Source organism: Alteromonas portus (genome assembly GCF_005117025.1).
Classification (GTDB): Bacteria; Pseudomonadota; Gammaproteobacteria; order Enterobacterales; family Alteromonadaceae; genus Alteromonas; species Alteromonas portus.
The window spans coordinates 902,797-929,187 of sequence record NZ_SWCO01000001.1 but is presented as its reverse complement, the minus strand read 5'-3'; the positions used below and the strand labels follow the sequence as shown (position 1 = coordinate 929,187).

At 41.5% G+C, this 26,391-nt stretch carries 19 protein-coding genes; 12 read left to right on the top strand and 7 right to left on the bottom strand.

Annotated features, from left to right (window positions below; all coding sequences use genetic code 11):
* Positions 1-107 precede the first annotated feature (107 nt).
* The 3 genes from E5672_RS03870 (at position 108) to E5672_RS03860 (ending at position 5,045) form a co-directional block, all read left to right on the top strand.
* Positions 108-1,256, top strand: coding sequence for an efflux RND transporter periplasmic adaptor subunit (locus E5672_RS03870; RefSeq protein WP_136780983.1), 1,149 nt, complete (start codon positions 108-110; stop codon positions 1,254-1,256).
* A 9-nt stretch (positions 1,257-1,265) separates the two neighbouring features.
* Positions 1,266-4,445: an efflux RND transporter permease subunit gene (locus E5672_RS03865; RefSeq protein ID WP_240692151.1), complete on the top strand. Its 3,180-nt coding sequence runs from the start codon at positions 1,266-1,268 to the stop codon at positions 4,443-4,445.
* Positions 4,446-4,556: 111 nt separating this feature from the next.
* Positions 4,557-5,045, top strand: coding sequence for a GNAT family N-acetyltransferase (locus tag E5672_RS03860; RefSeq protein WP_136780982.1), 489 nt, complete (start codon positions 4,557-4,559; stop codon positions 5,043-5,045).
* A gap of 239 nt (positions 5,046-5,284) precedes the next feature.
* Here E5672_RS03860 and E5672_RS03855 read toward each other — a convergent pair whose 3' ends face one another.
* Positions 5,285-7,360 carry a TonB-dependent receptor gene (locus E5672_RS03855; RefSeq protein ID WP_136780981.1) on the bottom strand — a complete coding sequence of 692 codons (2,076 nt, stop codon included), beginning with the start codon at positions 7,358-7,360 and terminating at the stop codon, positions 5,285-5,287.
* Positions 7,361-8,207: 847 nt separating this feature from the next.
* The gene (locus tag E5672_RS03850; protein ID WP_136780980.1) at positions 8,208-9,659 is read right to left on the bottom strand and encodes an undecaprenyl-phosphate glucose phosphotransferase; all 1,452 of its coding nucleotides are present in this window, start codon (positions 9,657-9,659) and stop codon (positions 8,208-8,210) included.
* 442 nt (positions 9,660-10,101) lie between these two features.
* Here E5672_RS03850 and E5672_RS03845 point away from each other — a divergent pair, with 442 nt between their 5' ends.
* The 5 genes from E5672_RS03845 to E5672_RS03825 are packed head-to-tail and all read left to right on the top strand — an operon-like array spanning position 10,102 to position 15,529.
* Complete coding sequence (locus E5672_RS03845; RefSeq protein WP_136780979.1) at positions 10,102-11,298, top strand: outer membrane beta-barrel protein; 1,197 nt, start codon at positions 10,102-10,104, stop codon at positions 11,296-11,298.
* Between the two features lie 15 nt (positions 11,299-11,313).
* Positions 11,314-11,850 carry a polysaccharide biosynthesis/export family protein gene (locus tag E5672_RS03840; protein ID WP_136780978.1) on the top strand — a complete coding sequence of 179 codons (537 nt, stop codon included), beginning with the start codon at positions 11,314-11,316 and terminating at the stop codon, positions 11,848-11,850.
* 21 nt (positions 11,851-11,871) lie between these two features.
* The gene (locus E5672_RS03835) at positions 11,872-14,112 is read left to right on the top strand and encodes a GumC family protein (protein WP_136780977.1); all 2,241 of its coding nucleotides are present in this window, start codon (positions 11,872-11,874) and stop codon (positions 14,110-14,112) included.
* Entirely contained in the window at positions 14,109-14,834 is a 726-nt protein-coding gene (locus E5672_RS03830) for a tyrosine-protein phosphatase (RefSeq protein WP_136780976.1), read from the top strand. Before E5672_RS03835 ends, E5672_RS03830 begins: the two co-directional genes overlap by 4 nt.
* Positions 14,822-15,529 carry a VpsP family polysaccharide biosynthesis protein gene (locus E5672_RS03825; RefSeq protein ID WP_136780975.1) on the top strand — a complete coding sequence of 236 codons (708 nt, stop codon included), beginning with the start codon at positions 14,822-14,824 and terminating at the stop codon, positions 15,527-15,529. Before E5672_RS03830 ends, E5672_RS03825 begins: the two co-directional genes overlap by 13 nt.
* Here the strand turns inward: E5672_RS03825 and E5672_RS03820 are convergent.
* The 5 genes from E5672_RS03820 to E5672_RS03800 all read right to left on the bottom strand — a co-directional run bounded on the left by E5672_RS03820 (position 15,519) and on the right by E5672_RS03800 (position 20,712).
* Positions 15,519-15,923: a 3-phosphoshikimate 1-carboxyvinyltransferase gene (locus E5672_RS03820; protein ID WP_110287814.1), complete on the bottom strand. Its 405-nt coding sequence runs from the start codon at positions 15,921-15,923 to the stop codon at positions 15,519-15,521. The two genes, E5672_RS03825 and E5672_RS03820, sit on opposite strands and share 11 nt — an antisense overlap.
* Positions 15,914-17,230, bottom strand: a complete 1,317-nt coding sequence (locus tag E5672_RS03815; RefSeq protein WP_136780974.1) for an O-antigen ligase family protein — start codon at positions 17,228-17,230, stop codon at positions 15,914-15,916. The genes E5672_RS03820 and E5672_RS03815 overlap by 10 nt, the downstream gene beginning before the upstream one ends.
* A 226-nt stretch (positions 17,231-17,456) precedes the next feature.
* Positions 17,457-18,080 (bottom strand): hypothetical protein, encoded by a 624-nt coding sequence (locus E5672_RS03810; RefSeq protein ID WP_136780973.1) that lies wholly within the window; start codon positions 18,078-18,080, stop codon positions 17,457-17,459.
* Between the two features lie 103 nt (positions 18,081-18,183).
* A complete protein-coding gene (locus E5672_RS03805) occupies positions 18,184-20,124 on the bottom strand; it encodes a bifunctional diguanylate cyclase/phosphodiesterase (RefSeq protein ID WP_136780972.1) in 1,941 nt (646 codons plus the stop codon).
* A 15-nt stretch (positions 20,125-20,139) separates the two neighbouring features.
* Positions 20,140-20,712 carry a transglutaminase-like cysteine peptidase gene (locus E5672_RS03800; RefSeq protein ID WP_240692150.1) on the bottom strand — a complete coding sequence of 191 codons (573 nt, stop codon included), beginning with the start codon at positions 20,710-20,712 and terminating at the stop codon, positions 20,140-20,142.
* A gap of 416 nt (positions 20,713-21,128) precedes the next feature.
* Here E5672_RS03800 and E5672_RS03795 point away from each other — a divergent pair, with 416 nt between their 5' ends.
* The 4 genes from E5672_RS03795 to E5672_RS03780 all read left to right on the top strand — a co-directional run bounded on the left by E5672_RS03795 (position 21,129) and on the right by E5672_RS03780 (position 26,379).
* A complete protein-coding gene (locus E5672_RS03795) occupies positions 21,129-21,905 on the top strand; it encodes a WecB/TagA/CpsF family glycosyltransferase (protein WP_136780971.1) in 777 nt (258 codons plus the stop codon).
* Positions 21,906-21,913: 8 nt separating this feature from the next.
* A complete protein-coding gene (locus tag E5672_RS03790) occupies positions 21,914-23,002 on the top strand; it encodes a glycosyltransferase (RefSeq protein ID WP_136780970.1) in 1,089 nt (362 codons plus the stop codon).
* A 3-nt stretch (positions 23,003-23,005) separates the two neighbouring features.
* Positions 23,006-24,112 carry a glycosyltransferase gene (locus E5672_RS03785; protein WP_136780969.1) on the top strand — a complete coding sequence of 369 codons (1,107 nt, stop codon included), beginning with the start codon at positions 23,006-23,008 and terminating at the stop codon, positions 24,110-24,112.
* A 374-nt stretch (positions 24,113-24,486) separates the two neighbouring features.
* Positions 24,487-26,379, top strand: coding sequence for a hypothetical protein (locus E5672_RS03780; protein WP_136780968.1), 1,893 nt, complete (start codon positions 24,487-24,489; stop codon positions 26,377-26,379).
* The last annotated feature ends 12 nt before the right edge of the window (positions 26,380-26,391 follow it).

Here is a 26,391-nt window from a genome sequence, read left to right as displayed (position 1 = left end):
TGCCCTTTACATAAAATTGACTCACGTTTAGTTACATTTGCACTGTATTCCTGAAACACTTTAGCGCTACACTATGTAAAGTATTCGCTATAAAAGTAGATTTAGCCATGAAATGGATGAAAGTTGCGTTACCTGTTGGTGTCTTACTAGTAGGCTATTTAGGTATGAAGGGAATCGAAGCTTCTGCTTCCGACAGCGCTATAACCGAAGAAGTTGATACGCGTCCAACCGTTACTATCGAGGCATTATCGCCAGAGGACGTGCGCGTGCAGCTAACTTCCTACGGCGAAGTCTTACCGCTTGAGACCACCAATCTCGCAGCGCAAGTCTCGGGGGAAGTTGAACGATGGAATCCTAAATTTGTAAGCGGTGGTCTAGTTAGGCGTGGTGAAACCCTTTTTGAAATAGAAGCTGATGCGTATGAAGCCGCACTTCTATTAGCAGAAGCAAACCTGGCAAGTGCACAAGCACAATTGATTCAAGAAGAAGCACAGGCAGAAGTAGCCGCTAAAGAAGCGAAAACGATGCCGAATGCACGGGTAACCGACCTGTACCTTCGCAAGCCTCAAGTAATGAGCGCTAAAGCCGGCGTAAAATCAGCCGAAGCTCAATTAAAAATTGCGAAACGCGATTTAGAAAACTGCAAAGTAAAAGCCCCGTATGATGCTCTTATTGTATCAAGAGACATCAGCACTGGTGACTATGTGACTCAGGGTTCGCCTGTTGCGGTTATTAACAATATCGAATTTGCAGAAGTCACTTTCCCTATTGCAGGTTTCGACCGTGTTTTTCTTTCAGATACCACAATAGGAAGCGAAATTGCTATTGAAATCGACGATATTCAGGGCGCTACCGTAAAGGGCACTATTCACAGAGATACAGGCGTTGTAGATAACACCACGCGCATGAGTTATTTCGTTGCACGCATTGAAGACCCCTATGCAATCAACTCGTCCAAACCTATTGTTAAATTTGGTTCGTACAGCACAATAGCATTCACTGGAAAAACGTTAAGTGACGTGTACCGCGTACCGCAAGAATTGGTGACCAATCGCCTGCTGTGGACCCTTGACGATGAAGACAGATTAAAATCGCAGAAAGTTAAGGTGGTACGGGAAGAAAATGGCGACTTCCTTATTCAAGGTGATTTCAATGCAGAAAAAGTGGTAATGAGTTTGCCTGAATACCCTCAGAACGGCATGGCGGTGAAGGTTATTGAGACGACCACTGAAATTGTAACGGCACAAGCGAACTAAGGAGCCGTTATGGAAAATCACAAGGATACACAAAGCGGCATTATTTCTTGGTTTGCAAGAAACTCTGTAGCGGCTAACCTGTTGATGTTTTTTATCATTGTTATGGGTATAGCCAGCTACTTTACTATTCAGCGTCAGATGTTTCCCAACATCGAGATAAACTACATTACCGTTGAAGCAAACTACCCCGGCGCATCTCCACAAGAGATAGAAGAGAGTATCTTCATTAAAGTAGAGGAAGCGGTAAAAGATATCACTGAAATTAAGCGCACTGTTTCTCGGGCATTTCGCGGCGGTGGTGCAGTCACCTTGGAAATTGATACTAAAGCTGAACTGACTGATGTTCTAGATAAGGTCAAACTTCGCGTAGACAGCATTGCAACCTTCCCCGCCGGAATGGAGCCAGTAAATGTTTCGCAAGTAGAGTTCCAGCAGCAAGTGATAGAAATGCCCATTGTTGGCGACTTACCACTGTCTGAGCTTAAAGTGCTGGCAAAAGAAGTTGAAGATGAACTACTTCAACTTGGCTCTATTTCTTTGGTGGAAGCCAATACGCCCGATGATGAAATTGCCATCGAAATAAAGCCCGATACGCTTAGAAAGTACGGTTTAACCATTTCCGATGTTACACAGGCAATTAATAGCTATTCAGCGAATATTTCGGCCGGCCAGTTAAGGACCAATTCTGGCATAGTATCAGTACGAGTTGAGAACCAGTATTACAGTGGCGACGAGTTCAAGCAGATTCCAATTAAAATTGGTGCAGGAGGCGCTAAAGTCACGCTAGGTGATGTGGCCTACATTAACGACGGTTTTGTTGAAGGTGAGCGTTACTTTAAGTACAACGGTATGAACGCCATCTACATTGCCGTTAAAGCCACTAAAACTCAAAACACTATTCCTGTGGCTGAAACCGTAAAAGCCTACATAGACCAGAAAAACGAGACTCTTCCTCAGGGCGTCAGTTTAGAAGTTCTGGTGGATATGACCTACTACCTTAACGCACGTTTAGACATGATGTTATCGAACCTTGTTCAAGGGTCTGTTCTTGTTGCGTTAATGCTTACCCTCTTCTTGCGCTTTCGATTGGCGCTGTGGGTTATGGTTGGTCTACCTGTGTGTTTCTTAGGTGCAATGATGCTTATGCCGGTTTTCGGAGTGAGCATTAATATTCTTTCGCTCTTTGCGTTCATCATGGTTCTGGGGATCGTGGTCGATGACGCCATAGTTATTGGGGAAAGCGCCTACACCGAAATTGAAGCCAAAGGCGGCGGCGTCGACAACGTGATCCGCGGAGCTAAACGCGTAGCGACACCGGCAACATTTGGTGTACTCACTACTATCGCCGTGTTTGCTCCGTTTACGCTAAGCAGTGGCCCTGAAGGCGCATTTTTCTATAACATCGCTGTGGTGGTTATTCTGTGTTTGGCTTTTAGTTTAATTGAGTCAAAACTAATTTTACCTGCGCATTTAGCTCATACGAAATTCTCACCCGTACGGCAAGATAGCTGGCGTGCACGCTTTAACCGAGGCTTCTTTGCGTTCGTAAATGGCCCATACAAGCGTACGGTTACAAAAGCGATTGAATGGCGCTGGGCAGTATTTATGATGTTCGTTGCTATGCTAATGCTTAGCATGGGACTGATTGGGGCAAACTATGTACGTATGGTGCCAAACCCTAAAGTGCCTCACGACTTCCCAAGCGTAAAAATAGAGATGAACGAAAACGTCTCTGATCTAGCCACTATCAATGCACTTAAAATTGTTGAGCAAACCATTCTGGATGTTGAAGAGCAAATTATTGATGAATTCGGTCAAGGCATGATTCGCGATCGACTTGCCTTTAACGAAGACAGTAATGAAGGGCGCATACTTACGCCACTGGTTAATGAAGAAGACCGCCCTATCGACACATTCGAACTTGCCCGACGTTGGCGCGAAGCCATTCCTGAAATTACCGGTATGAAGTCTTTTACCGTAATTGATGATGTGAACGGTGATGGTGATGACGGTGAATTTGGGTATCTACTATTTGGGCCAGACATCAACACGTTAAACGCTGCGGGTCTTAAGTTTATTGAAATGCTGCAGCAGCAAGAAGGCCTATTTGACGTAAGCTCAACTATCGATCCACCAAGCAAAGAAGTACAAATGACATTGCTTCCGGTTGCTTACGACTTGGGACTGACTCTCTCTAACATTGCCTCTCAAGTTGGCGCAGGTTTCTACGGTGGCGAAGCGCAGCGCGTCATTCGCAACGGCGAAGAAGTTAAAGTCATGGTTCGCTACCCTGAACTTACCCGCGAACGCTTTGCAGATCTAAAATACTCTTTGATCACCACCCCTAGTGGCCAGGAAGTCATGCTAGGTGACGTGGTTGCGTTAGAAGAAAAGCCAGGCATTAGCTACATTCGTCGTGAAGGTGGTTATCGCAGCGTTTATATATGGGGCAATATTGATGAGGAAAAAGTTGAACCTAATGAAGTCGTCACTGAAATTCAGGACAAACTGTTACCTCAGCTAAAAGAATCGTTCCCGTCGGTTATGACTGAACTTGGCGGTGACATTGAAGAGCAACAAGCGCAACAGAATGAGCAAATACTGTTCTTCCTTGCGGCCATGATCATGGTGTATATCCTTCTTGCTGTACCGCTTAAAAGCTATGGGCAACCGCTTATCATTATGTCGGTTATTCCATTTAGTTTTACAGGTGCAGTGTTCGGCCACTTCGTACTAGGCTTAGACCTATCTATGATGTCTAACTTTGGCCTTATTGCAGCCGCTGGGGTGGTAATCAATGACTCGCTAGTTATGACTGACTTTGTGAATCAGCGCCGTGCCCAGGGCTACAGTATCAAAGAAGCCGTTACTGATGCTGGTACCGCACGCTTTAGGGCAATTACGTTAACTTCAATCACCACATTTGTGGGCGTACTGCCCATTATGTTTGAAACTAGCCTGCAGGCAGCATTTGTAGTGCCTATGGCTGCAGCACTTGGCTTTGCAGTGCTTTATGCTACTTTGGTAACACTCATTTTAGTACCGTGTTTGTATTTAATCCTGCTTGATTTACATGGCCCTTTTTCGTACATGAAACGATTGATTTTACGTAGAAAATCGAGCGCTGGGGTTGTAATTAGTGGTGCAGGTGAAATATACACGACTGAGCCTTCGGGTTCAGCTGAATAGCGGCTAGTACTTACTATGTAGATGTTCACTAGTACGTGTTACAAACGCATTTAACTTTAAAAATGAGCCTTCAAGGCTCATTTTTTTCGTGCCTATTGAAGAGAAAACACTATGAATAACGCAATTTCAATAAGACCAGCAACACCTGACGATATTTCACAGATTCGCCAATTCATTCTAGAACTCGCCATTTATGAAAAGGCTGAGCATGAAGTAGAAGCTTCAGAGGAAGCACTTTTAAAAACACTATTTGGCGAAGGCTCCACCGCACATTGTGTTATTTGCGAAAATAACAGCGTTCCTATTGGCTTTGCTGTGTACTTCTTCAACTACTCAACTTGGCAAGGTCGCAACGGGCTTTATCTTGAAGACCTTTATGTTTCACCTAAATCCCGAGGCTTAGGGGCTGGTAAAGCTTTGCTTCAACATTTAGCGAGAACAGCTGTAGAGAACGACTGCGGCCGTTTTGAGTGGAGTGTTTTAGATTGGAATAAGCCAGCTATCGATTTCTATGAATCGTTAGGCGCAAAACCTAAGAGTGAATGGTTAGGCTATCGCATGGATGGACAGACACTTATCGACTTCGCAAAACAGGGTTAACGCTGACTTGCTGACTTGCTGACTTGCTGACTTGCTGACTTGCTGACTTGCTGACTTGCTGACTTGCTGACTTGCTGACTTGCTGACTTGCTGACTTAGTCAGTATGAAGGTAAAACAGTATGAGCTGCAAATACGTTTATAACACCAAGGGCGCTTGGAACGACTTTTCTGCAAAATAAAAAAGCCATTCGCTTTCACGAATGGCTTTTAAGTTCTATAGGTAATCTTTCAGTTTTACTTAGAAAGAACCAATCAGAGATAAACGCGCGTTGATTGGTGCGCCAACTGTAACCTGATGCGTAGAGTGTGCATTAGGGAAGTAAAGCGTATCAGTTAGGTTTTCAACGTTTAGCTGAAGACGTGTCTTGTCACTAAGTGTGTAGTACGCCGATGCATCAACACGGGTATAGCTTGGCAGTACAGGTGACGTAGCGCTTGTCGATACCTTGCTTTCGTCTTGGTATGTTGCGCCAATGCCGAAGCCAAATACTTCATTTACTTCATAAGTTGTCCATACCGACATGGTATTTTCAGGTAGCTCACGAAGCTCCACGCCACTTGCATTCTCGCCGTCTAGGTTGCTGTAGTTAGCAGTAACGTACCACTTATCAGTGATATAACCTTGAAGCTGAAGCTCAAAACCTGATACATCTGAATCTACTTCCACGAAGCTTTCTGCATCGTTAGGGTCGTTATCAAGAGACGTTTGCTCATTTTCAAAGATAGCAGCCGTAAAGCTCATGCTCTCACTGAAGTCCCACTTAATACCAATTTCTTGGTTAGTGAAAGTATCTGGGTCAAGTGCGTCTGCATCACCGTTGATATTCGCATACTGCTCGCCACTGCGTGGTAAGAATGACTCGCTGTAGCTTGCATAAATTGAAATATTTTCTTGTGGCTTGTAAACAAGGCCCGCACGTGGCGAAACTTCTTCGTCTTTTCTGCTGCGCGTTTCTGCTGCAACAACATTAAACACTTCAATGTCGAAGCTATCAAAGCGTGCGCCTAGCACTAGGTCGAAGTTTTCTGATAGTGCAATTTCGTCTTGCACGTAGAAAGAGTAAACATCAAGGTCTACGTGTGTATCGTCGTTAATATCAGAGAATGTCGCCGTTACTGTTTCGCCAACTGAGTTGGTACCAGTTAGGCCTCTGAAACTAAGTGGGCGAGATACATTAAACGCTTCTCTATCGCCATCTGTAGAATCAAAAACAGGGTTATAACGGTCTTGATTTGACTTGGTATTGATAACCTCACCACCAAAGATAACCGTATGCTCAATGCTGCCCGTAGCGAACTCGCCTACTAAGTTTGAAGACAAGATAAGGTTTTCACGCTGTGTAGTATCTATATAACCATCAAGGGTTACTACTTCAGTGTCAGCGTCATAAGCCGCTGCGTAAAAGTTTGAGTAAACTTTGTCGTAGTCACCGTAAAAGGCGTTGAAGTTACCTTTTAGGTTGTCAGAGAAACGGTGTTCAACGTTTGCACGAAATACGTCGGCACCAAGCGTCTGGTAGTTATTTTCCGAGTCGCCAAATACGATTTCTTCAAATGCTTCTACAGGTTCGCCGTTTGCCGTTGGCACACCACGGTCAATGAAGCGCTCATGATCGATATATTCGTATGACACATCAACAATGGTATCGTCGCTCACTTCAAAACGTGCAGTCGGGTTAAAGCCGTAGCGATCGCCATAGTAGAAGTCACGATGATTATCTAAGCTTTCGTACATAGCATTGATACGAAGCGCAGATTTCTCACCTGTATCAACGTTTGTGTCTAATTGAAGATTGTAAGCACCAAAGGTATTAGCAGAAACGTTATAGTTTACGAATTTTTCGCCTGTTTTCGCCTTTTTAGATACACGATTTAAAATACCGCCTGTACCGCCTCGGCCGAATAGCAATGCATTCGGTCCACGAAGAATTTCTACTTGTTCAACGTTGTAAAGCGCACGGTAGTATTGAACGTCATCGCGATTACCATCTAAGTAGAAGTCGGCTGTTGAACGTACGCCACGAAATACCACCGCATCACGGTGACCTTCACCTTGAGAAGTATTAACACCTGGCGTGTAATCAATAATTTGACCAACGCTAGTAATACCGCGAGCCGTAATTTCTTCAGCGGTAATAATTGACAAGCTTTGCGGCACGTCAAGGATAGGCGTTGGGCTCTTAATAGAGTTAGACTGGTTAACAGAAAGGTACTTACCTTCTACCGTCAGTCTTTCAATGTCTTCCATATCAGCAGCAAGTACAGCTGGGCTTAACATTATCGCAGTGGCAATACTCGTAAGTTTGAATTTCAAAATTACTCTCCAAGTGTTCTTCAAAGTGTTGTGTGTTTATTGGCAACCAAGAACCTTATTATTCGGCAATACTTTTTTAAGTCGCTGGCTCTTTCAAGCCGCTTAACTTTTCATTCGTTTTGCAATTGCAAATAATAATAGTTGCTATTTGTGGTCTGGATAATATAGAAAAAATGACAAAATGACGAGAGCAAATACACCAAAATTTAAAAACTCTTTATAAATTTTCTTAATCTTTAGTCTAAAAAAACGCTAAACAGTACGCTTTTTGAACGAAAAAGTTCGAAGGCTATCGATTTTGTCTCAGAAAGATTAAGAAAAGGTTAATTAAGAAACATGTTGAGAACCGCTTTATGGGTTCGACACTTTGACATTGTCAGCTGCAACTTGAGCTTCGCTAATTTGCAGCACTTAAATTGAAGAGCAACTGCTGTTTTGCGAAAACAGGTTGGTGTTTCAGTTCTGTTTGATTTGTCTACTAAATACAGACTCAATATCTGTCGAGCACAATGACTTTTAATGCCGTGGAAGTATAAAGCGATTAAGTGATGAGTTACTGCCTATTCGCACGCAAAGAAATGACGATATCAGCTTTTTTCATGCACAGCCTGATCGGCTATTACCCTGTAAGAGGGTTAGGTTGTGAAGGTATTAAATTGTAAGGATATTAGGTTGGAGGCAAACTACGGTGATGCATTAAGTACATATTCATAACCCCTGCTAGGCTTTAAAGCACTTAAATAAACTAGCCGCTACGCGGTAGCATAACGGCTTAAAATGAGCAAAGGGTTAAATTTAGAGTCGCTCTCTAATTATCTCACGCAGTTTCTAAATATTCTTATATGCACTAGTAAGCATTTTTATTTACAAATCCGTTGAATATGGTCATTACGATGATCTTAAAGTCCAGCCAAACAGACCATCGGTGAATATATTCAAGATCGTATTCAACACGTTGAGCCATCTTACTGACGGTCTCGGTTTCACCTCTCAAACCATTAACCTGAGCCCACCCTGTGATCCCCGGCCTTACCTTATGCCGCAGCATATAGCCCTTGATGAGCTTTCTGTATTCTTCATTATGAGCAACTGCATGAGGTCTAGGGCCAACGATCGACATTCGGCCTTGCAGTACGTTTATGAACTGCGGTAATTCATCTAGAGATGTTCGGCGCAAAAAACCTCCCACTTTCGTGATTCTGGGGTCGTTTTTTGTAGCTTGCTTCACTTTTGAGCCATTGTCTTGAGTTGTCATTGAGCGAAACTTGTAGACAGTAATTTGTTTTCCATCTAAACCATATCGCTTTTGTTTAAATATTACTGGCCCTTTAGAGGTCAGCTTTACAATACATGCAATAATACACATCGGTACTAAAAGCAAAGATAAGATTACCGCTCCCAGAACTAAATCTTCAATGCGCTTGAGAACATTACTTGCACCCTGAAATGGAGTGTCATACACACTTAATGCTTGAACTGAACCAACGCTCTGCCAGCGAGCATTCAGTAAGTTGTACATAAAGAAGTTTGGAATAATATAAACGTTTGCAGTTGTGTCACTGCACTTTTCTAAAATATGCCTTATTCGCTTTTCTGCATTCATGGGCAAAGCTATATAAATGTAATCAACTTCGTTTCGCTTAGCCAATTCTATAGCATCTTCAATTTTTCCTTTGATTTGACTTTGAAATTCATGTGCTAACCTGGACTCAGTGCGATCGTCGAACAATCCGCTAAATCGAATCCCAAGCTGGTCATTTTCAATAATTTGTTGGACTACATTATATCCCAGTGTAGTTGCTCCAATAACGATTGCGTTGCGTGAATTCATTCCGACTTTTCGCAGCCTGAACAAAAGTTTTCTCATCACGTATCGCCACAAAAGCAAGCTAAGAAAAGAACTAGCAAACCATAGTAAAATTGCAGGTGAGGGATTGTCTATATAGCCCGTAAAGAAAAAACCCACAGTCAACGTTACAGCAGCACTTATCACAAAAGTTATTGCAGCAGCTCTCAGCATTTCGATTGTTCTTTCACCCCGCCAAGAGCGATAAAGCTCTATAGCCTCCGCTGAAAGCTGAAAGAAAATTACGTACACCAATGGAAGTAAAACACTCAAATTTCCAAAGGGCACGTTATAATAAGAAGATGAAAGGTAATAAAAAAAGACAATAATAGTAAGATCGATCAATCGGTAAATAGTTGAAAAGCCACTTTGATTCCGGACTAAAAGCCCCCCTTTTACCACCTTGTTTGAATCCTTTGGCAAAGGCTTGTCAGAAGAATTTTTGTTTTCCATATACATCTCGGGTTTGATATACCGCTATAGCCACGATATAAACACAATCTAACGAATCAGTTTAGACCGATCTTTAATTTCTGCAGATCTTGCGGCATTTTATACTAAAAAGAAAGGTCAAGACCAAATATTACCTTTTGAGTGTTTCTCTATAAAGGCGATGGTATATATAGTACTATTTATATATACATATAGAAGCGACTTAGAAACTATTCTGTTCGTTGTTAATTTCTTTGACTTAGGTGTTGTCATAATGACATCATATTTATCTACTATTCTGGCATACTAATGGCATACATAGAACGCATGCCTCTTTTGCACTGTAGTGCTATTACAGTGATGAAGTTTATATCACTGAATTTACGACTTGTTTTTCGGTTTAAGCTAAAGAGTAACTTTTATCCGAACACTACAGCATTATTAACTCAGTAAGGAAAACTGAATGCGTAAAACGTATCTAGCTCTTATGCTGCCTACAATGTTGGCAGCGACCAACGCTGTAGCCCAAGAAGCCGCAAGTGTTGAGTTGGGGTCATTTGACTTAGTTCCCTCTCTCCAATATAAATTTGGACACGATGATAACGTAACACGTTCTAGCTCAAATGAGATTAACAGTTGGTTCCATACAATTTCACCAGAAGCTATTTTACTGAACAATTATGGTGCAAATCAGGTACAGATTGGATATAGATTAGAAAGTAAGGATTATTTTTCGAGTCAGATAGACAACTACACCGACCATTTTTTGAATGCCAGAATTGACCATGAATTCAATTCAAGAAATCGTTTACAGGCCGAAGCTAATTGGGAAGATGGTCACGATGACCGAGGAACACGTTTTTCTATCGGTAACGGGAGTACACTTGACGAACCTGACCAATATAAAAGTTCCGGGCTTGAGGCCATATATTCGTATGGGGCACTAACTTCCCAATTCGGCCTAGACTTTATTTTTGATTATCAAACACTAGATTATGATATCGAAAGCGATGTGTATCGTGCTAGGGATAGAGATACAACCACGTTCGGAGGAACGCTTAGATACGAAGTTGCCCCGTTAACGGAAGTAACTTTAGATTATACGCACAAAAATGTGGATTATGACTTTGCTTTAAACCCAGAAAACCCGCTAGATAGTACTGAAGATTTATTGTTACTAGGTGTGAATTGGGAGTCTACTGCTCAAACTTCAGGCTACGCTAAATTGGGTTATCGTGCTAAAGACTTTGATGCTCCGGGTAGAGATACTTTTAACGGTGTCGATTGGCAAGTCGGTGTTGTGTGGCAGCCTGTTTCGTATACTAAGCTAGATTTAACAACGTTTAGTAATACCAACGAAACCAACGGTGAAGGCAACTTCATTAAAAGTAGAACCTATCGTGCTACTTGGTCTCATGATTGGTTAGAAAGGCTTACCACCCGCTTAACGACCTCTTTTGATCAAGACCGCTATGAGGGTGAAGAAGGCGTAACTACAAGAAGTGACGATACAATTAGAATTGGCGCAGGCCTCTCCTATCAATTTCGTCGTTGGATGCAGTTAAATCTTGACTACGTGAAAGACACGCGTAGCAGTAACCGTGATATCATTGACTACGATAGAGACTTAGTAAGCTTTACCGTCAAAGTAACTCTTTAATTCGGACACAAAAAGATGCAACGATTTGTAGTATTGTGCGCTTTGTTTATAAGCTTTTTTGCGGCCTCTGTGTTAGCGCAATCAAATAGTTTAGATCAATATCGACTAGGTTCAGGTGATGTAGTGAAAATTACCGTTTATGGTCAGGATGATCTTTCGTTAGAAACTCGATTATCGGATGTGGGAATCATAAACTACCCATACCTTGGTGAGATAAAGCTAGTTGGCCTAACCCTACCTGAATTAGAGTCCTACATATACAATGGCCTTAAAGGCGACTATTTAGTAGAACCCTCTGTTTCGGTCTCAATTACGGATTATCGACCGTTTTTTATAAATGGCGAAGTCAAAAAGCCTGGCGGTTACCCTTACCAGCCTGGCTTGACTATAGATAAGGCAGCGGCGCTTGCAGGCGGTTACACTGAACGCGCGTCAAAAACTAAAATATTTATCGTTCGAGATACAGAAGGATCCTCAACCACTATTTCAGTAGACCGGTCTGGTATCGTATTACCAGGCGACATTGTAACTATTGAACAAAGCTTCTTTTAATTTACCACTTCGGAAGTACCCATGGCACCCAAAGGAACTGAACAACTAGAAGCTTCTCTGTTTGGGGAAGATACTATTGATTTTGGCCAATACTGGCAGACGATTAGACGTTATCAATGGCGGATAATCAGCTTAGCCTTTATCGTGACGATATTGGTAGCTATGGTCGTTATGTCTATGACCCCGGTTTACCGTGCTTCGTCTTCTTTGCTAATAGAAGCAGAAGAAGCAAAAGTCGTGTCGATAGAAGAAATCTACGGCTTAAACTCGAACCGTAAAGAGTATTTTGAAACACAGTACGAAATACTTAAGTCACGACAAATAGCTGAAAAGGTAGTCGACAAGTTAAACCTCGTCGAGCACCCTCTTTACAACCAGGAAGAGTCAAACGGCATCTCATCTTTTATTAAAGATATAAAATCTACTATCAAAGAAGCTCTACCCTTTTTGCCTCAGACACCTAAAGTTGATCGCACAGAAGAAGAACTTTTATTTGCAAAGCGCAAAGCAGTTACTGACAAAGTGGTTATGGCTTTAACTATTTCGCCAGTAAAAAACACGCAAGTAGTAAAAATTACTTTTGAAAGTGAATCTCCGAAACTGGCTGCAACGATTGCAAACGCTTTTGCGGAGACATATATAGAAAATTATCTTGAATCTAAGTTTGCAATGACATCGAAAGCTACGACGTGGCTAAACGATAGCTTACTGGGACTTCGCGAAAAGCTCGTTGCTTCAGAAAGTGCTTTGACTAACTTTTATGAAGAAAATCAAGTTGTAGATTTAGATGGCGTTGTAGGCTTGGCCAGTGAAGAGCTTCAAGACCTTAACAGCGAGCTTGTGGCAGCAGAAAGCAGATTAAAGCAAAGCGCTATTATCTACGAACAAGTTAGACGTTACCAAGGCGATGTAGAAGAGCTGGCAAAACTACCTGAAGTATTGAACCACCCTTCTATCCAATCCGTAAAACGCGCTGAGCTTGAAGCTGAAAGTAAAGTTTCAGAGTTGAGTAAAGTCTACGGACCAAAGCACCAGCGTATGATTTCTGCTACAGCTGAACTAAATTCTGTTCAAAAGAGCTTAAACAAACAAATTCAAGCTCTTATTTCGGGAATAACCAGCGAATACCAACAGCTACAGTCGCGAGTTGAGGGCCTTCGCCAAACAGTAAATTCGTCGAAGCAAGATTATAGAAGATTAACAACTCTTGAATCAGAGCGCCGAAAACTGCAACGTGAAGTTGATATTAATCAGCAACTATATAACTCATTCTTCACTCGTTTAAAGGAAACTAGCGAGGTAGGTGGTTTTGAAACTGCGAATGCTAGAATATTGGATGAAGCACTAGCCCCGACGATTCCAGCCAAACCTAAAAAAGGCTTAATCATAGCAGCTGCATTCGTTGTTAGTCTTGGAATGGGAGTTTTCTTGGCACTAGCTCTTGAAGCATTGAATCGCGGCATTCGCTCTGTAGAAGATGTAGAGAAAAAGCTAGGTCAACGCATGCTAGGCTTAATTCCTTGGCAGAAGCACAAACGTAAAGAAGATCTTCCTCTTCGACAGTTTTTTGACAACAAGCATCACTCGTTTAGTGAGGCAATAAGGACTTTAAGAACAAGTTTACAACTGCTTCATTTAGATAGCTCTCAAAAAGTGTTCATGGTTACGTCTAGTGAACCAAAAGAAGGTAAAACTACCGTTTCTATAAATCTAGCTTTTGCTATGGGGCAGTTAGGTAAAGTTCTTTTAATTGAAGCAGACCTTCGCCGTCCCACAATTGCGAAGCAATTTGGGTTCCCTGGTTTTCAACCAGGCCTAGCCAACCTTATTTCGGGTACACATACGCTAGACGAATGTTTGGTTAATGACGTTAACTCTGGAATAGATATTATTTGTTCGGGTACCATTCCCCCTACCCCTCAAGAGCTGCTTGCTTCGCACCGCTTCAGGGACCTTATATCTGAGTTTAGAGCTACCTACGATCATATTATTATTGATACTGCGCCTACACAGGCTGTAAGTGACGCAATGGTTGTCTCTAACTGTTGTGATACACTTCTTTATGTTGTGAAAGCCGATAGCACAAGCGATAAACTCATAAACAGTGGTTTAACGCGGTTCATGCAAGCTGGTAAAAGAGTTGATGGCGTCGTACTGAACCAAGTTGATATGAAAAAAGCGTCGAAGTCTTATGATTATGTAGGGTTTTACGACCGTTACGGCTATCAATCCGATACCCCTGAGGAGCAATCAAAAACTTGATCGATTTACACTGTCATTTACTTCCAGGTATTGATGATGGAGCCGCCGATATGGCGGCTTCAATCGCTCTAGCTGAAGATGCCGTAGACAAGGGTGTAACCCATATTGTGTGTACACCACATATACATAGTGGTTATTTCGACAACGACTTGAGCACCATCGCAAACGTGCACGCAGACTTCTCCGCCGCACTTATTGAGCATAACATTCCGCTTAAATCTCACTACGCTGCAGAATGTCGTATATCACCAGAACTTCTACCAATGTTTGCAAATAAAACCCTTCCTTATATAGGCGAATGGAACGGCAAAGACGTTGTTCTTTTAGAACTTCCGCACAGTCATATCCCAGCCGGGACTGATCGCCTTATCGGTTGGTTTCTACGCAACAACGTTCAACCTATGATTGCTCACCCTGAACGTAACAGAGACATCATTGCAGATTACAACAAAGCATTATGGCTAAAAGGTAAAGGGGTTCTTTTCCAATTAACTGCAGGTGTACTAACAGGAACCTTTTCAGATGCAGCAATGCAGACGGGGTTTAAAATGCTTGAGGACAACTTGGTAGATATCATAGCATCTGACGCTCACAGTTTAAAACGCCGCCCAGTGGAAATGGATAAAGCCTATAACGTGGTATCGCAGAGCTTTGGTGAGCAGCTATCTAAAACCTTATTTGTTACCACACCTTGGAGAATCGCTAGCAAATGGTTTCAATGAACCAAAAAGCTAAAGTAACTAAATACTTAGTTATTGCTATGGTAACTCTAGTCTTATTTTCATACATTAACGCGTCATTCAACCAATTGCGTGCAGCGTTGCACTACTACAAAGCAAACAATCTGTTAACGCAGTGGAGAGAAAGTGAGAAGATCAATAGTCAAGGTGACTATATTCTTGCAAAAGAAACTGCACAAAAAGCAGTTGAGCTTTCTAATAACAACCCGCTGTACCTAGACGTATTGGCCGATATTTACCAGTGGGGATTGTACCAAAAGCTAGAATCAGACCCCGTTAACGTTACTAAAAAGGCCATGCAGCTTTACAAGCTATCTATACAAAATCGACCAAGTTGGCCAGTTACGTGGGCCAATATGGCTGTTTTAAAGTGGAGAAATGGTGAGTTCGACGAAAACTTTAAGTTTTATTTATCACAAGCTGATAAGTTCGGAAAAAGCCAGCCAGAGGTGCATTTGCTGTTTACAGAATTAGGGCTTGCTGCATATCAAGCACGACACCCTTTATACACTCAATATAAGCAAACTATAAAACATCGAATTTACAATGCAATACTTTCACCGCAATCACGAGATAAAGCACTATCTCTCATTGAGAAATATGAACAGAGACGAATAATCTGTAGATGGCTTACTAAAGAAAACAATGGATATGTGCTTAGACTAGCTAAGTGTTGATCCAATCCCACAACCCCAGAGAGAAACCTTCAAACAAGTTGATGCCTAGCGCTGATTTAAGTACATATAAAACCAAAAGCCCTATCAGCACAGACAGCGTTAAAAATAACGATAAAATTCCTGCCTGCACCAACTGTGACATTCTTTCTTCTCTTCTACTAAGCTCTCGCTTGTTCTTTCCCGCCAAGAATACATAATAGTAACGGTGTTTTAAGCCCTTCACCGTTCCTCGTAAATCTACTGGGTGACTTCCCCATTGTCGTGAAGCAACGGCTGTTTTTAAGTAAGTCAGTTGCTTTTCTGTAAAAGATTTTTTTACGTCATCGGGCATTGCATTTAGCAAGTTCCTTATTACTGGATCGTCCTCTATTCGCCCTTTGAATTTTAAAGCCATAGATGTCCCTCGGCATTGTGACGTTTAGACCTTCGTCTTCGACTTTCTCTTTTTACCTTAGTACAAAGCAATGACAGTGCTAATATCGTAGTAAAGTAAGTCGCATTTGCTGGCGCCTGAAGTGGAAAATCCACGGTCATATGAATTGCTGCGCTCAAAATAGCCATAGTGCACCCAAAAGCGACGCCCCTCATTATCGAATCTGCGCGCACCCGCATGGCTCGTATTGCAAAATATAGGCACATAGCGACAAGGGCAAATAACAGTGCAGAAGCAGGTATCCCTGCCTCTATCGCAAATTGCAAATAGTCGTTGTGGGCATGGTCGTAAAAAAGCCGAATATTCTCGCTTTGGTAACTGGGAAATATGCCGTAAAAACTGCCCATACCTGAGCCCGTTACAGCAAAGTCACCGAGTAATGGCAATGCATCTCTCACTACTTCGTCACGGCTTTCCTGCTCTAAACTGGTAGCCACTAACCTTTCTTGAACTTTATCCAAACCAAACCAGGCGCTTAATATAAAAATATCGATAACAAACATACTGATAATTAAAAACGTTAGGCCTCTGGTCTTGTTTTTAATTAAATAAAGTCCAAGCAAACCAGTGATCGTCATAGCAATGAAAAAAGAGCTATTTCCCATACGAGAACGAGACATAACCAAAGCTATAACCATAATAGCAAGGCATACCCTCACTAATGCTTTACCATTTAAAAGTGTAGTCAAAATACTGCGAAGCCTGGCTCTGTTCGTTGGCAGGCTTCGCGTTTCCAAAGTACTAACTAGATAACCCACACTCATCGACAAGCAAAGCACTAAAAAATTTGCGTAATGATTGCGATAGACAAATGTCCCAGTGGCGATGTTCTTCACTGGCAAGTCAAATACCAAGCTTCTAGATAAACCTGACAATGCTTCAAAGCTGCCATAGGTAGCCTGCCAAACTCCAGCCAGTAAAAAACACAGCATGACTTGTTTCGCTCTACTGGGCGTTGTTATTAATAACAAACAGCTAATAAAAACGCATAGGTAACTGGCAGACTTCAGTAAACTGGTTTTAGTTTGTGTTGAATCCACTGATATGGTCATGCCATAACCAACTTCTGCAGACTTAAATAGTGCATAACTATTGGGTGACACTAGTTCTATTACTGATACGGGAAGTGCTAGTTGCTGTACCCATACCCATACTACGAAAATACTAAACAGTATTATTGGTATTCTAAAAGGCTTTAACCGCTCTAAAACAGTTTCTTTATGAATCCAAATCAAACTAACGAGCATAAAGAAACTATAAATTTCCATTAAAGACCACGCCCAAGGGCGATTGGACCCAAGTGGCAATGGAAGCCAAAACAGAAAAACTAAGAAACTATAGAAGATTATTCGCTCCGCTGCGACGAAGTGATGATGTGTACTCAAGTTAAGTTCCAATAGTGCGAGTATAGAGGAGAAATACTAATAAAATTGAGTAATAATGCCAGATGAACTCGATAAAAAACAAACCCCGCATGCGCGGGGTGTTTTACTATTAGTTAGTAGAGGCCGTAGTATCACCACCACCAGCGCCACCAGCGCCAACACCAGCGCCTAGTGGAGCAGGAACGGCTGTAATGTCTCCGCCTGCCGCAGTTTCAGTACTTACGTCTTCAGGGTTAGCTCCGGCAAGCAAGGCTAGCGCAATGGCATCTTCCTGCGTAATCTCACCTGTTAAAACAGCTGCAGCTAAAATTTCATTGGCTTGCTCTGGAAAGAAGGTAACCGCAACTGTAACAACATCACCAGCATTCGCTGGTAGTTCTTCGATTGAAGCGAAAGTAGCTTCGAATATTTCAGAACCGCCAATCAAAGCATTAAAAAAAGCATAACTGGCTTCCGTGTAAGTCGAAAGCATCTCTTTTTGCGAAGTAGTTAGCGTCTCACTTTCACTTGCAGCAAGTGCGGCTAACGAAGTCTTTGTGGCTTCGCTTCCCTCGACGCCCCCGTCCATTAACTTTTCGATTTCTTGAATAACTTTGTATCCCGGTGAGCTCGCGGCATCAATTAATACTACCGATGCTCTTAAATCTTGCTGTCCGGTTTCCTGAGATTGAGCCATGCTTGCGAACATCAATGAAGAACAAACAAGAGAACAAACCCAAATAATTCTGCGCATGGCAACTCCAAAATTTATGACATAATACTAATACAATCAGTTTACGCTGTTAACAGGTTAAAATATAGTGTCTTAAAGGCTAACTGTGCCTAAACCTCTCGATTCAAGACCACACTTCAGGCTTTCCAAAATAGTACCCTTGAACATAATCCACGAATAAACCATGCAAGCATCGCGCCTCATCTTTATCTTCCACTAACTCAGCTATCACTTCAATATTGAGACCATGAGCAATACTCACTAAGCTACTGACAAAGAACTGATTTTCTTCCACTGAATTGATATGACGAGTGAAACTTCCATCTAATTTTATATAATCTGGTCGAATCTGTCTTATGTGAGCAAAGGCTGATATCGAACTACCAAAGCGCTCTATCGTTATTTTACAATCTATCTCTCGCAGTTTATTTGCAAAAAATACACAATTTTTAAAGCATCGGTGAAGTGAGTGCTCGTGAATCTCTACTATCACATTTTTAGATTTGCCTCTTACCTGTTTCAAGATATCAACAAGCTCATCTACATTGTCCAGACTACTAAGTGAAGCCGTTGATATATTTATAGAAATACTCTTATACTCGCTACTCTCTGGTGATTTACTTAACAGAGAAACAATTTTTCTTAGTATTGCCTTATCGAGCTCTCCTGATACTAATAGCTTTTCAGATTCTGGTATTAACTGAGCCATTGGCAGGTAATTCTCACCAGTACTATCTATAAATCGGGCTAAACATTCGGACACAAGAGTATCATTGTCAAAATTCTTTACAGGTTGAAGAAGAATATCAATCGCGTCTTCGTTAATGATACGTTTAAGTTGCTCACGCCAGCTTTGGTGGCTTTGTTGAACTGTAATATTACTCGCTAACTGCCACCCATTGGGAAAAGTAGAAGCAGAGGTTAATGCAGAATCAGCTTGTTCCAGCAACAGGGCCTTTTGAGTATCAGCGCCAAAATGTGCTACTCCCATGTGGGCATATCCGTTTTTAAACATGTCTGAGTTATTTGCCTTAAATTGCTCCGATAAGCCTTCGAGTACACTCAGACAATCTTCATCACTCATATCTTCCAACAAAATTGCGAAGTCGGCACCGCGAGATCTAAACAACTCACCTTTCCGCTGAGTAGCAGTGAGCAAAATTTTGCTCACATTTTTAATGTACTCGTCAGCAATAGCTGCCCCTTCCAACTCGTTAACATGCGCTAAACTTGAAAGCCTAACAAGAACTAAAAAGCCCGCTGCTGGCTCGTCTTCTGTTTTAGTGAAAATGCGTGCCAACTTATTATCTAAGGCTTGTTTATTTCCTAATTGAGTCAGCGGGTCAAGATAGGCCTTCTTGTAATAGGCTTGCGCCTGGGCCGTCAACTCATTGTATTGCTTTGAAAGAACACCCGCCATTTTGTTAAATGCCTTAACCAGTAAGCCTAGTTCTTTCGTTTTCGGCTCATACTCAATAGGATTAAAGTCGCGATTAGCTATACGTTCGGCAGCTCTTATCACAACCTTTAATGGGTTTGTGATAAGTTTAAGTAAAATGGCGAGCAACAAAGTTCCTATTACGAAAAGCACCAGTGTTAGTACAAAAGTGCGTTTCGCATTGCTCCATAACTGTGCATAGCCAAGACCAGGATGGCTCTTAACTGTTAATTCGCCAGCCATTACCCAGCCCGAATTAATCTCTGTTTTAGTTATTGGTGGAGAAATAGGAAATAGTTGCATAAACCATTCAGGAACCACCTCAGGCTTCGGAGGATTAACCTTTTTAAGCAATGAATTGCCATCTAAATCTTGGAGTTCGATACTCTCATAATAACCACGGTCGAAAATAGCATTAACCATGGTATCAACTACCGGCAGCCCACCCTCCATACCAACGTACGGTGAGATAGACAAACCTAAAGATGTCGCCGTGTCTTGAGCATGAGATGACAATTGATCGCTTATATACGAGCGCGTGCTATTTACATTTATCCAAACTGTACCTAAAAACACCAATACTAGTACTGATAAAAAACCTAAACCAAATTGTCGACTTAAAGACATTCTCAATCCTAAATTTTAAAAGCCCGTTTCCATTCGAGTGGTCAGGTCTTCCCATAAACTATGGTTTGGGCTATTTTTTATTTGTTTTCCTCGTCCTTGAGCTTTAGCAAGCCAAAGACCATCACCGTTGAAGCTGTAAATGGGTACAAGATCGCGCCGTTGGGAGGCTGGTAATATACGCGGGTTAATGTTGTCTAATACAATAGGCACAGCATTGGGTTTAGGAAAGTAAGCCAAAACCATGTGCGCTTGATTTAACCTAAGCGCATTTACATACATAAACCGCATTTTTTCTTCGGGTACTCCTAGTGCCCTTAAGCTAAAATATTTAGCAATGGTGAAATCTTCACAATCGCCACCGTTAGACGCTAAAAATTCAACCGGTGTTGCCCAGTAATCAGATTTGTTCCAATGCTGACTATCGTCAACGAAGGGGAGTTCGTTAAAAAAGCGATTTATTTCATAAAGCTTTTCATCTTCATCCAGCTGTTTTGCGCTGTTTAATACTCTTTGCCAGCTTGCAACTCGTTCTTTCGCTTTGCTGCCGTAAACCTCATCAATTCGCTGATACAGCAACTCGGAAAACACAAGCTCACCGTCTGCTAAAATTCTAGAGCAAACTATGGCTAGCACAGAGACAACTATAATCCGTACCCAAACATTAATACTTCGCCGAAACTTATTCACTTACCAGCCATTAGATGAATTTGCCTAGCCATTATAAATAAAAACACACTGAAAGAGCAGGAAACTTCCTAACTTATAATTTAACAGCCTTTTCCAAAAGATACATCATTGCATCACTAGGCTTATACATTTATTGTTGGAGGAAGAAATATAATAAGACCTACCTCCCGTGCAAGGCAGTGTTTGTTAAAGCAAGTGTCTTTTGCATGGCACGATAAATGTATAAAACCAGAGTAATCTGATAAAATCACAAAATTGTCATTCTTAGCGAATAACATCCCAAAAACGGAAAATAAGTACAGCAGGTGCCGAAAGCAATGAAAATGGAAGAAGTTGTTTTTACGAACGTGGGCGGACTAAAAACGGCTTGCCTAAGCAGAAAACAGTTAGTTGATTTAATCGTAGAGCGTGTTAAAAGCGATACACTTGGCGACGAAAAGCCATCACCGTTAACAATATTTGACTCAAATGGCCAAGGTATTTCAATTGCTAATAGCGATCCTGTATTTATGCGGTTACTGGAAAGCGCCGACATTATTCATGCCGATGGACAAAGTGTTGTAGCGTTTTCAAAGTGGTTTACTGACAAACCAATTCCAGAACGCACGGCGACGACAGATACAATACACGATATTCCTCAACTCTCATCAGAAAATATAAGACATTACCTTTTAGGTGGCCAGCAAAGCATTGTTGAAAAGTGCGCAGGTATTCTAAAACAGCGTTATTCAAACTTTCACATTGCTGGCACCCACCATGGCTATTTCGACAAAAGTAACGAAGCAGATGTTATTGCAGCAATTAACGCTGCAAACGTAGATGTACTGTGGGTTGGTTTAGGCAAACCCAAAGAGCAGGAGTTTGTGGTAAGAAACAAGAATAAACTGAACGTTGCAGTTATTATTACTTGTGGCGGTTGCTACAACTATATTACCGGCGACTATAAACGAGCCCCTGAATTTATGCAGCGAATAGGGTTTGAGTGGTTACATCGTGCTTTAACCGAGCCTCGCAAGTTTTTGTGGCGCTATATCACAACCAATCCCCATTCTATTTATTGTGCTTGGAAGCACAGAATGAAACAACAGGCATAGCTGTAGCCATGGAAAAATACAAAGTACTGTTTATCCATAAGTTCTTTACCACTGGAGGTGGTGTAGAGCGAGTACATAAGAACCTATCTCAAGCATTGGGTGATGAGGGTGTTACCTCTATTTTTTACGTACACGATGTAACTGGAGAGAGCAAAGAAGGCTTTAGTCAACTACAAGATTCTTTTACAGCATTCGCGGCAGACAGCAATAACGGTTTTAAACAGAAACTGAGCTACCTTTACAGCTTAATAAAGCGAAAGGAAATCAACGTCATTATTGCTGCAACAGAAACGGCTAATATTTTAGCATTCTTATGTAAATTGCGTTTTCCAAAGTTAAAAGTTATCTATACCAGGCACTGTGCATTTGACGTTAGTGACCAAAAACTAGCTCCATGGGCCATTAAGGCGCTGTATTCTTTGTACGGCCTTTCTAATGGAAAAATTATCGCCGTATCAGAAAGTCTTAAACAGCAAATTAAAGACGCTGTTGTTTTTGGTAAGAATAAAGTGAGCTTTATTCCTAATGCCGTACTTCAACCGAGCATCGCGGAATTATCTAATGAAAGCCCACAAAGCCCCCTGCCCGAAAGGTATTTTTGTGGCGTAGGGCGGCTGGTAGAACAAAAAGGTTTTGACCTTCTTTTAGAAGCCTATTCTAAAGCACACTTGAAAGATGCCACGTTGCCGGAATTGGTAATAGTGGGAGCAGGTGAAGACCTTGACGCATTGAAGAAACAAGCTGCTAGTTTAGGTATTAACGAGGTAGTTCACTTTACGGGTTTTACAACCAACCCTTATTCCATAATAAAGCGCGCCGAAGCCTTTGTATTATCTTCAAGGCATGAAGGCATGCCCACCGTGTTAGTTGAGGCGATGTCTTTAAATACCCCAGTAATTGCTTTTGACTGCCCAACAGGCCCTAGCGAACTTATTACGTCTGACGAAACTGGCGTTTTAGTAAAAGCGTTAGACACAGATGCTCTAGCGCATGCGCTATGCAATTATAGTTCGCTTAAATCGAAACAAATTAGCGACAGAGTAAAACACTTTTCATATAAAAACGTTGCAAACGCTTACATTGCACAATTTGGATAAGTCATGGCAAAAATATGTATAGTTCTTCATGACCTTAGAGGCGGTGGTGCAGAAAAAATGATGGTTAGGTTAGCTAACCAAATGATAGAAGACGGTGACCATGTAGATATGATACTGATCACTGAGGGCGGAAGTAATAAGCCATACCTTAGCGAAGAGGTTAACTTAATTGAATTGCGTTGTGAAAGAACGCTAAATGCATTTGGCCCGCTTCGTTCTGCGTTAAAGCGCTGCCAGCCAGATGGTATATTAGCGGCGTTAACACACATAAATGTTATTACCGCTATAACATGTGCTTCATTAGGCTGGCTTAAAAAATTAAGCGTAAGCGAAAGAAATGCTTTTTCATTGGATAAAAAAGTAAACTCTGACAAGGTAATGAAGGCAACATATTTCCTAGCGCCCTATATTTATCGCCTGTTGCCTAACCCAGTGATTGCGGTTTCAAAAGGTGTAGCACAAGACTTAATAGATACCACTGTGGTTCGTGCAAAAGACGTTGTGACGGCCCCAAACCCTGTAATAACGAAAGAGACCGAATTGGCCGCACAGCAACCTCCAAAGCACCCGTGGTTAATCGATAAAAGCATACCCACGGTTATAGCGGTAGGAAGGCTAAGCTATCAGAAAGGTTTTGATATGCTGCTAAATGCGTTTTCCGACGTTCAAAATAATATACCTAGTCGACTGATAATATTTGGCGAAGGTGAGTTACGCGAAGAATTAGAACAACAAGTGAACGACTTGGGTTTAACCGATAACGTCTCTTTGCCTGGGTATTCAGACAATATTATAGCCGAAATGAAAGCTGCCGACCTGTATGTACTGTCTTCAAGATTTGAAGGTAGCCCCAATGCGATTGTAGAGGCGATGTCGGTGGGTACACAGGTTGTTGCTTTTGATTGCCCTCATGGAGCGCGTGAGATTTTGCAAGATGGTCAGGTTGCGCCTTTGATTGAGTATGAAAATGTCAAAGTACTTTCTACCGCTATAGAAAACGAATTAATCAAAAATGAAACTAAGGTAGGTAACATTGAATTGATAGAGAGCGTAAAGCGATTCACCGCTTCAGTATCAGCGGAAAAATATAAAAGTTTTATCGTTTCATAAACCGTAAAAAAAGTGACAGCGCAGCGACAAAAAGCAGATATAAAAACCTTTAAGTATCAATTCTAAATTATAGTAAGATTAGGTCTCGCATTAGATTGATTTTTTTGTAGATTTTTAAAACAAGGTAAGTCAATAGCTTAAGCACATGTGCGATTTTCCCAGTACAACCAAGTAGGCATGTAAGCTTTTTTTGAGCTAAAGTTAAATAACTATCTCATCACAAGAGAAAGGGTTTTCTCATGCGCATGTTCCCAAATAGCTTTTACCTATTTTCAGTTACTTTATTCTTAACAATGTCCTTAACCGCTTGCTCTATTAACGGAGCAAAAAGCCATTCAAACACTTACAGTAACAATCCAGAAGTTAATAAAATAATGCGAAACACTAACAACTTGGATGAGACTGTTAGCTCAATCGGTCTATTGGTGAAAAATGACGTCCTGTCAGCCCCTTTGTTCAAAGAAAATATTTTTGAAACAGCTCGTATACTATACGAAGCGAAAAAATCGACGGTTGTCGAAGCTGTATCCTCTTTAAGCGCAGAGCAACCACAGAAAGCAGCTGACTTTATAGAGTTAGCGCTACGACTTTTCCCCAAAAAAAGAATGCAAATAGTAGAGAATTTAAAGCTTGATGATTCAATTGACGAAGACGCTGTAACACTTGCAGCAATCCGCTCTGGCATATCACCTTCCGACATAGTGCCACCCACTGCATCGGGAGAAACACATAGAATCGTCCCGTTGATTCATTCTGCAAGCATTACACTGTTTGACCAAGATAAAGAAAATACAACTAAAGTGCGTTTCAAAAAAGTTGAAGATAACCAGTGGAAAGAAGGCCTGCACCTCTATTGGGAACCAGTCAGACAAGCGCTATCTGGAAGTTTGGTTCACCTAGAAGCTAACACACAATACGATGTTGAAATTACTGTGACGTCGTCAGGCTTGCCCTCAAAGATTTTAACTTTTGAATTTGCTACACGTGCAGAAACTCCACCCGTAGACCCAAATTTGGTTTACAGATTAAGTGATATTTATAATGGTGGAATGCTAGATATCACCTCCCTCGACATACAAGGTAAAGAGGGTGGATGGGCGAAAATTATTGGTGATGAAAATACGCCCATAGTCGCTGGTGAATACGACGATTATGCAATTAATATTGGGAATAATAGTTACATCATGTTCGAAAATATTGTTGTTAAAGGTGGGCGCCGACATGGAATATTTAGCAGAGATGCAAGCCATTTATGGTTTAAAGGGTGTAACGTATCGCAGTGGGGGCGAGGCGAAAGCTATTATAAAAACGGCATTGCTTATGAAGTCGGCACAAACACACCTATCAACTATGACGGCGGCATGACATTAGTCAGAACAGGTATTGTTGTTGTAGAGGAATGCACAATTCATTCGCCAGCCCCCAAAGCAAACCATTGGGGTTTCGGGCATCCTAAAGGTCCAGCTGCAATGCTTATATTAGCCAATAGTTACGATGAAAGTCTGCAAGGTCAATACATTATAAGAAACAATCGGTTTTACGGGACGGATGAACATAGGTTCAATGATGTTATTGAGAGTCGATTAAATGGCAGATCATGGGGAGGGTTTATAAGAGATTCAGCAATTTATAATAACTACCTAGCGTATGCGAATGACGACATAATTGAGTTAGATGGAGGTCAAAGCAATGTACTGTTTTACAACAACGAAATAGAACAAGCATACTGTGGTGTAAGCGCTACTCCTAATATGCTAGGACCAAGCTATATTTTTAACAACTACATACATAATCTGGGTGATCAGCGTCAGAAATCATGGGCTGCTTTCAAATTGGGCGGGCTTTTTAGTAGGCCAGCAGGAATAGTTAATATCTTTAACAACTTTGTACTGACTAACTCAAATGGTATCGCCCACGCGAGCTTCGCGGGTGATTCAAGCTTTTGGGTACATGCACAAAATAACGTTCTAATCCATAATAAACACTGGCACAACATGGGGTTTAGTATAAATGACCCCGGTAAATACGGAGAGTCAGTGTATCTATACAATTTAATGTATAATACGATTGTAGAAGACTCGGTATACAACGCGAACATAACCGACTTTTTTGCCCCCCAAGAAGAAAGTAAAATGCTTGAAGAAATTACAAGCAGCGTTACAACAGAGCCTTTTATATCAATAGCTGTTCCATATAATTACCATGTCTTAAACTTTTCAGAGTTTGACAATGATGGAAACCTTATTATAGGCAAATCACAAGATTAACTTCAAAAGGAT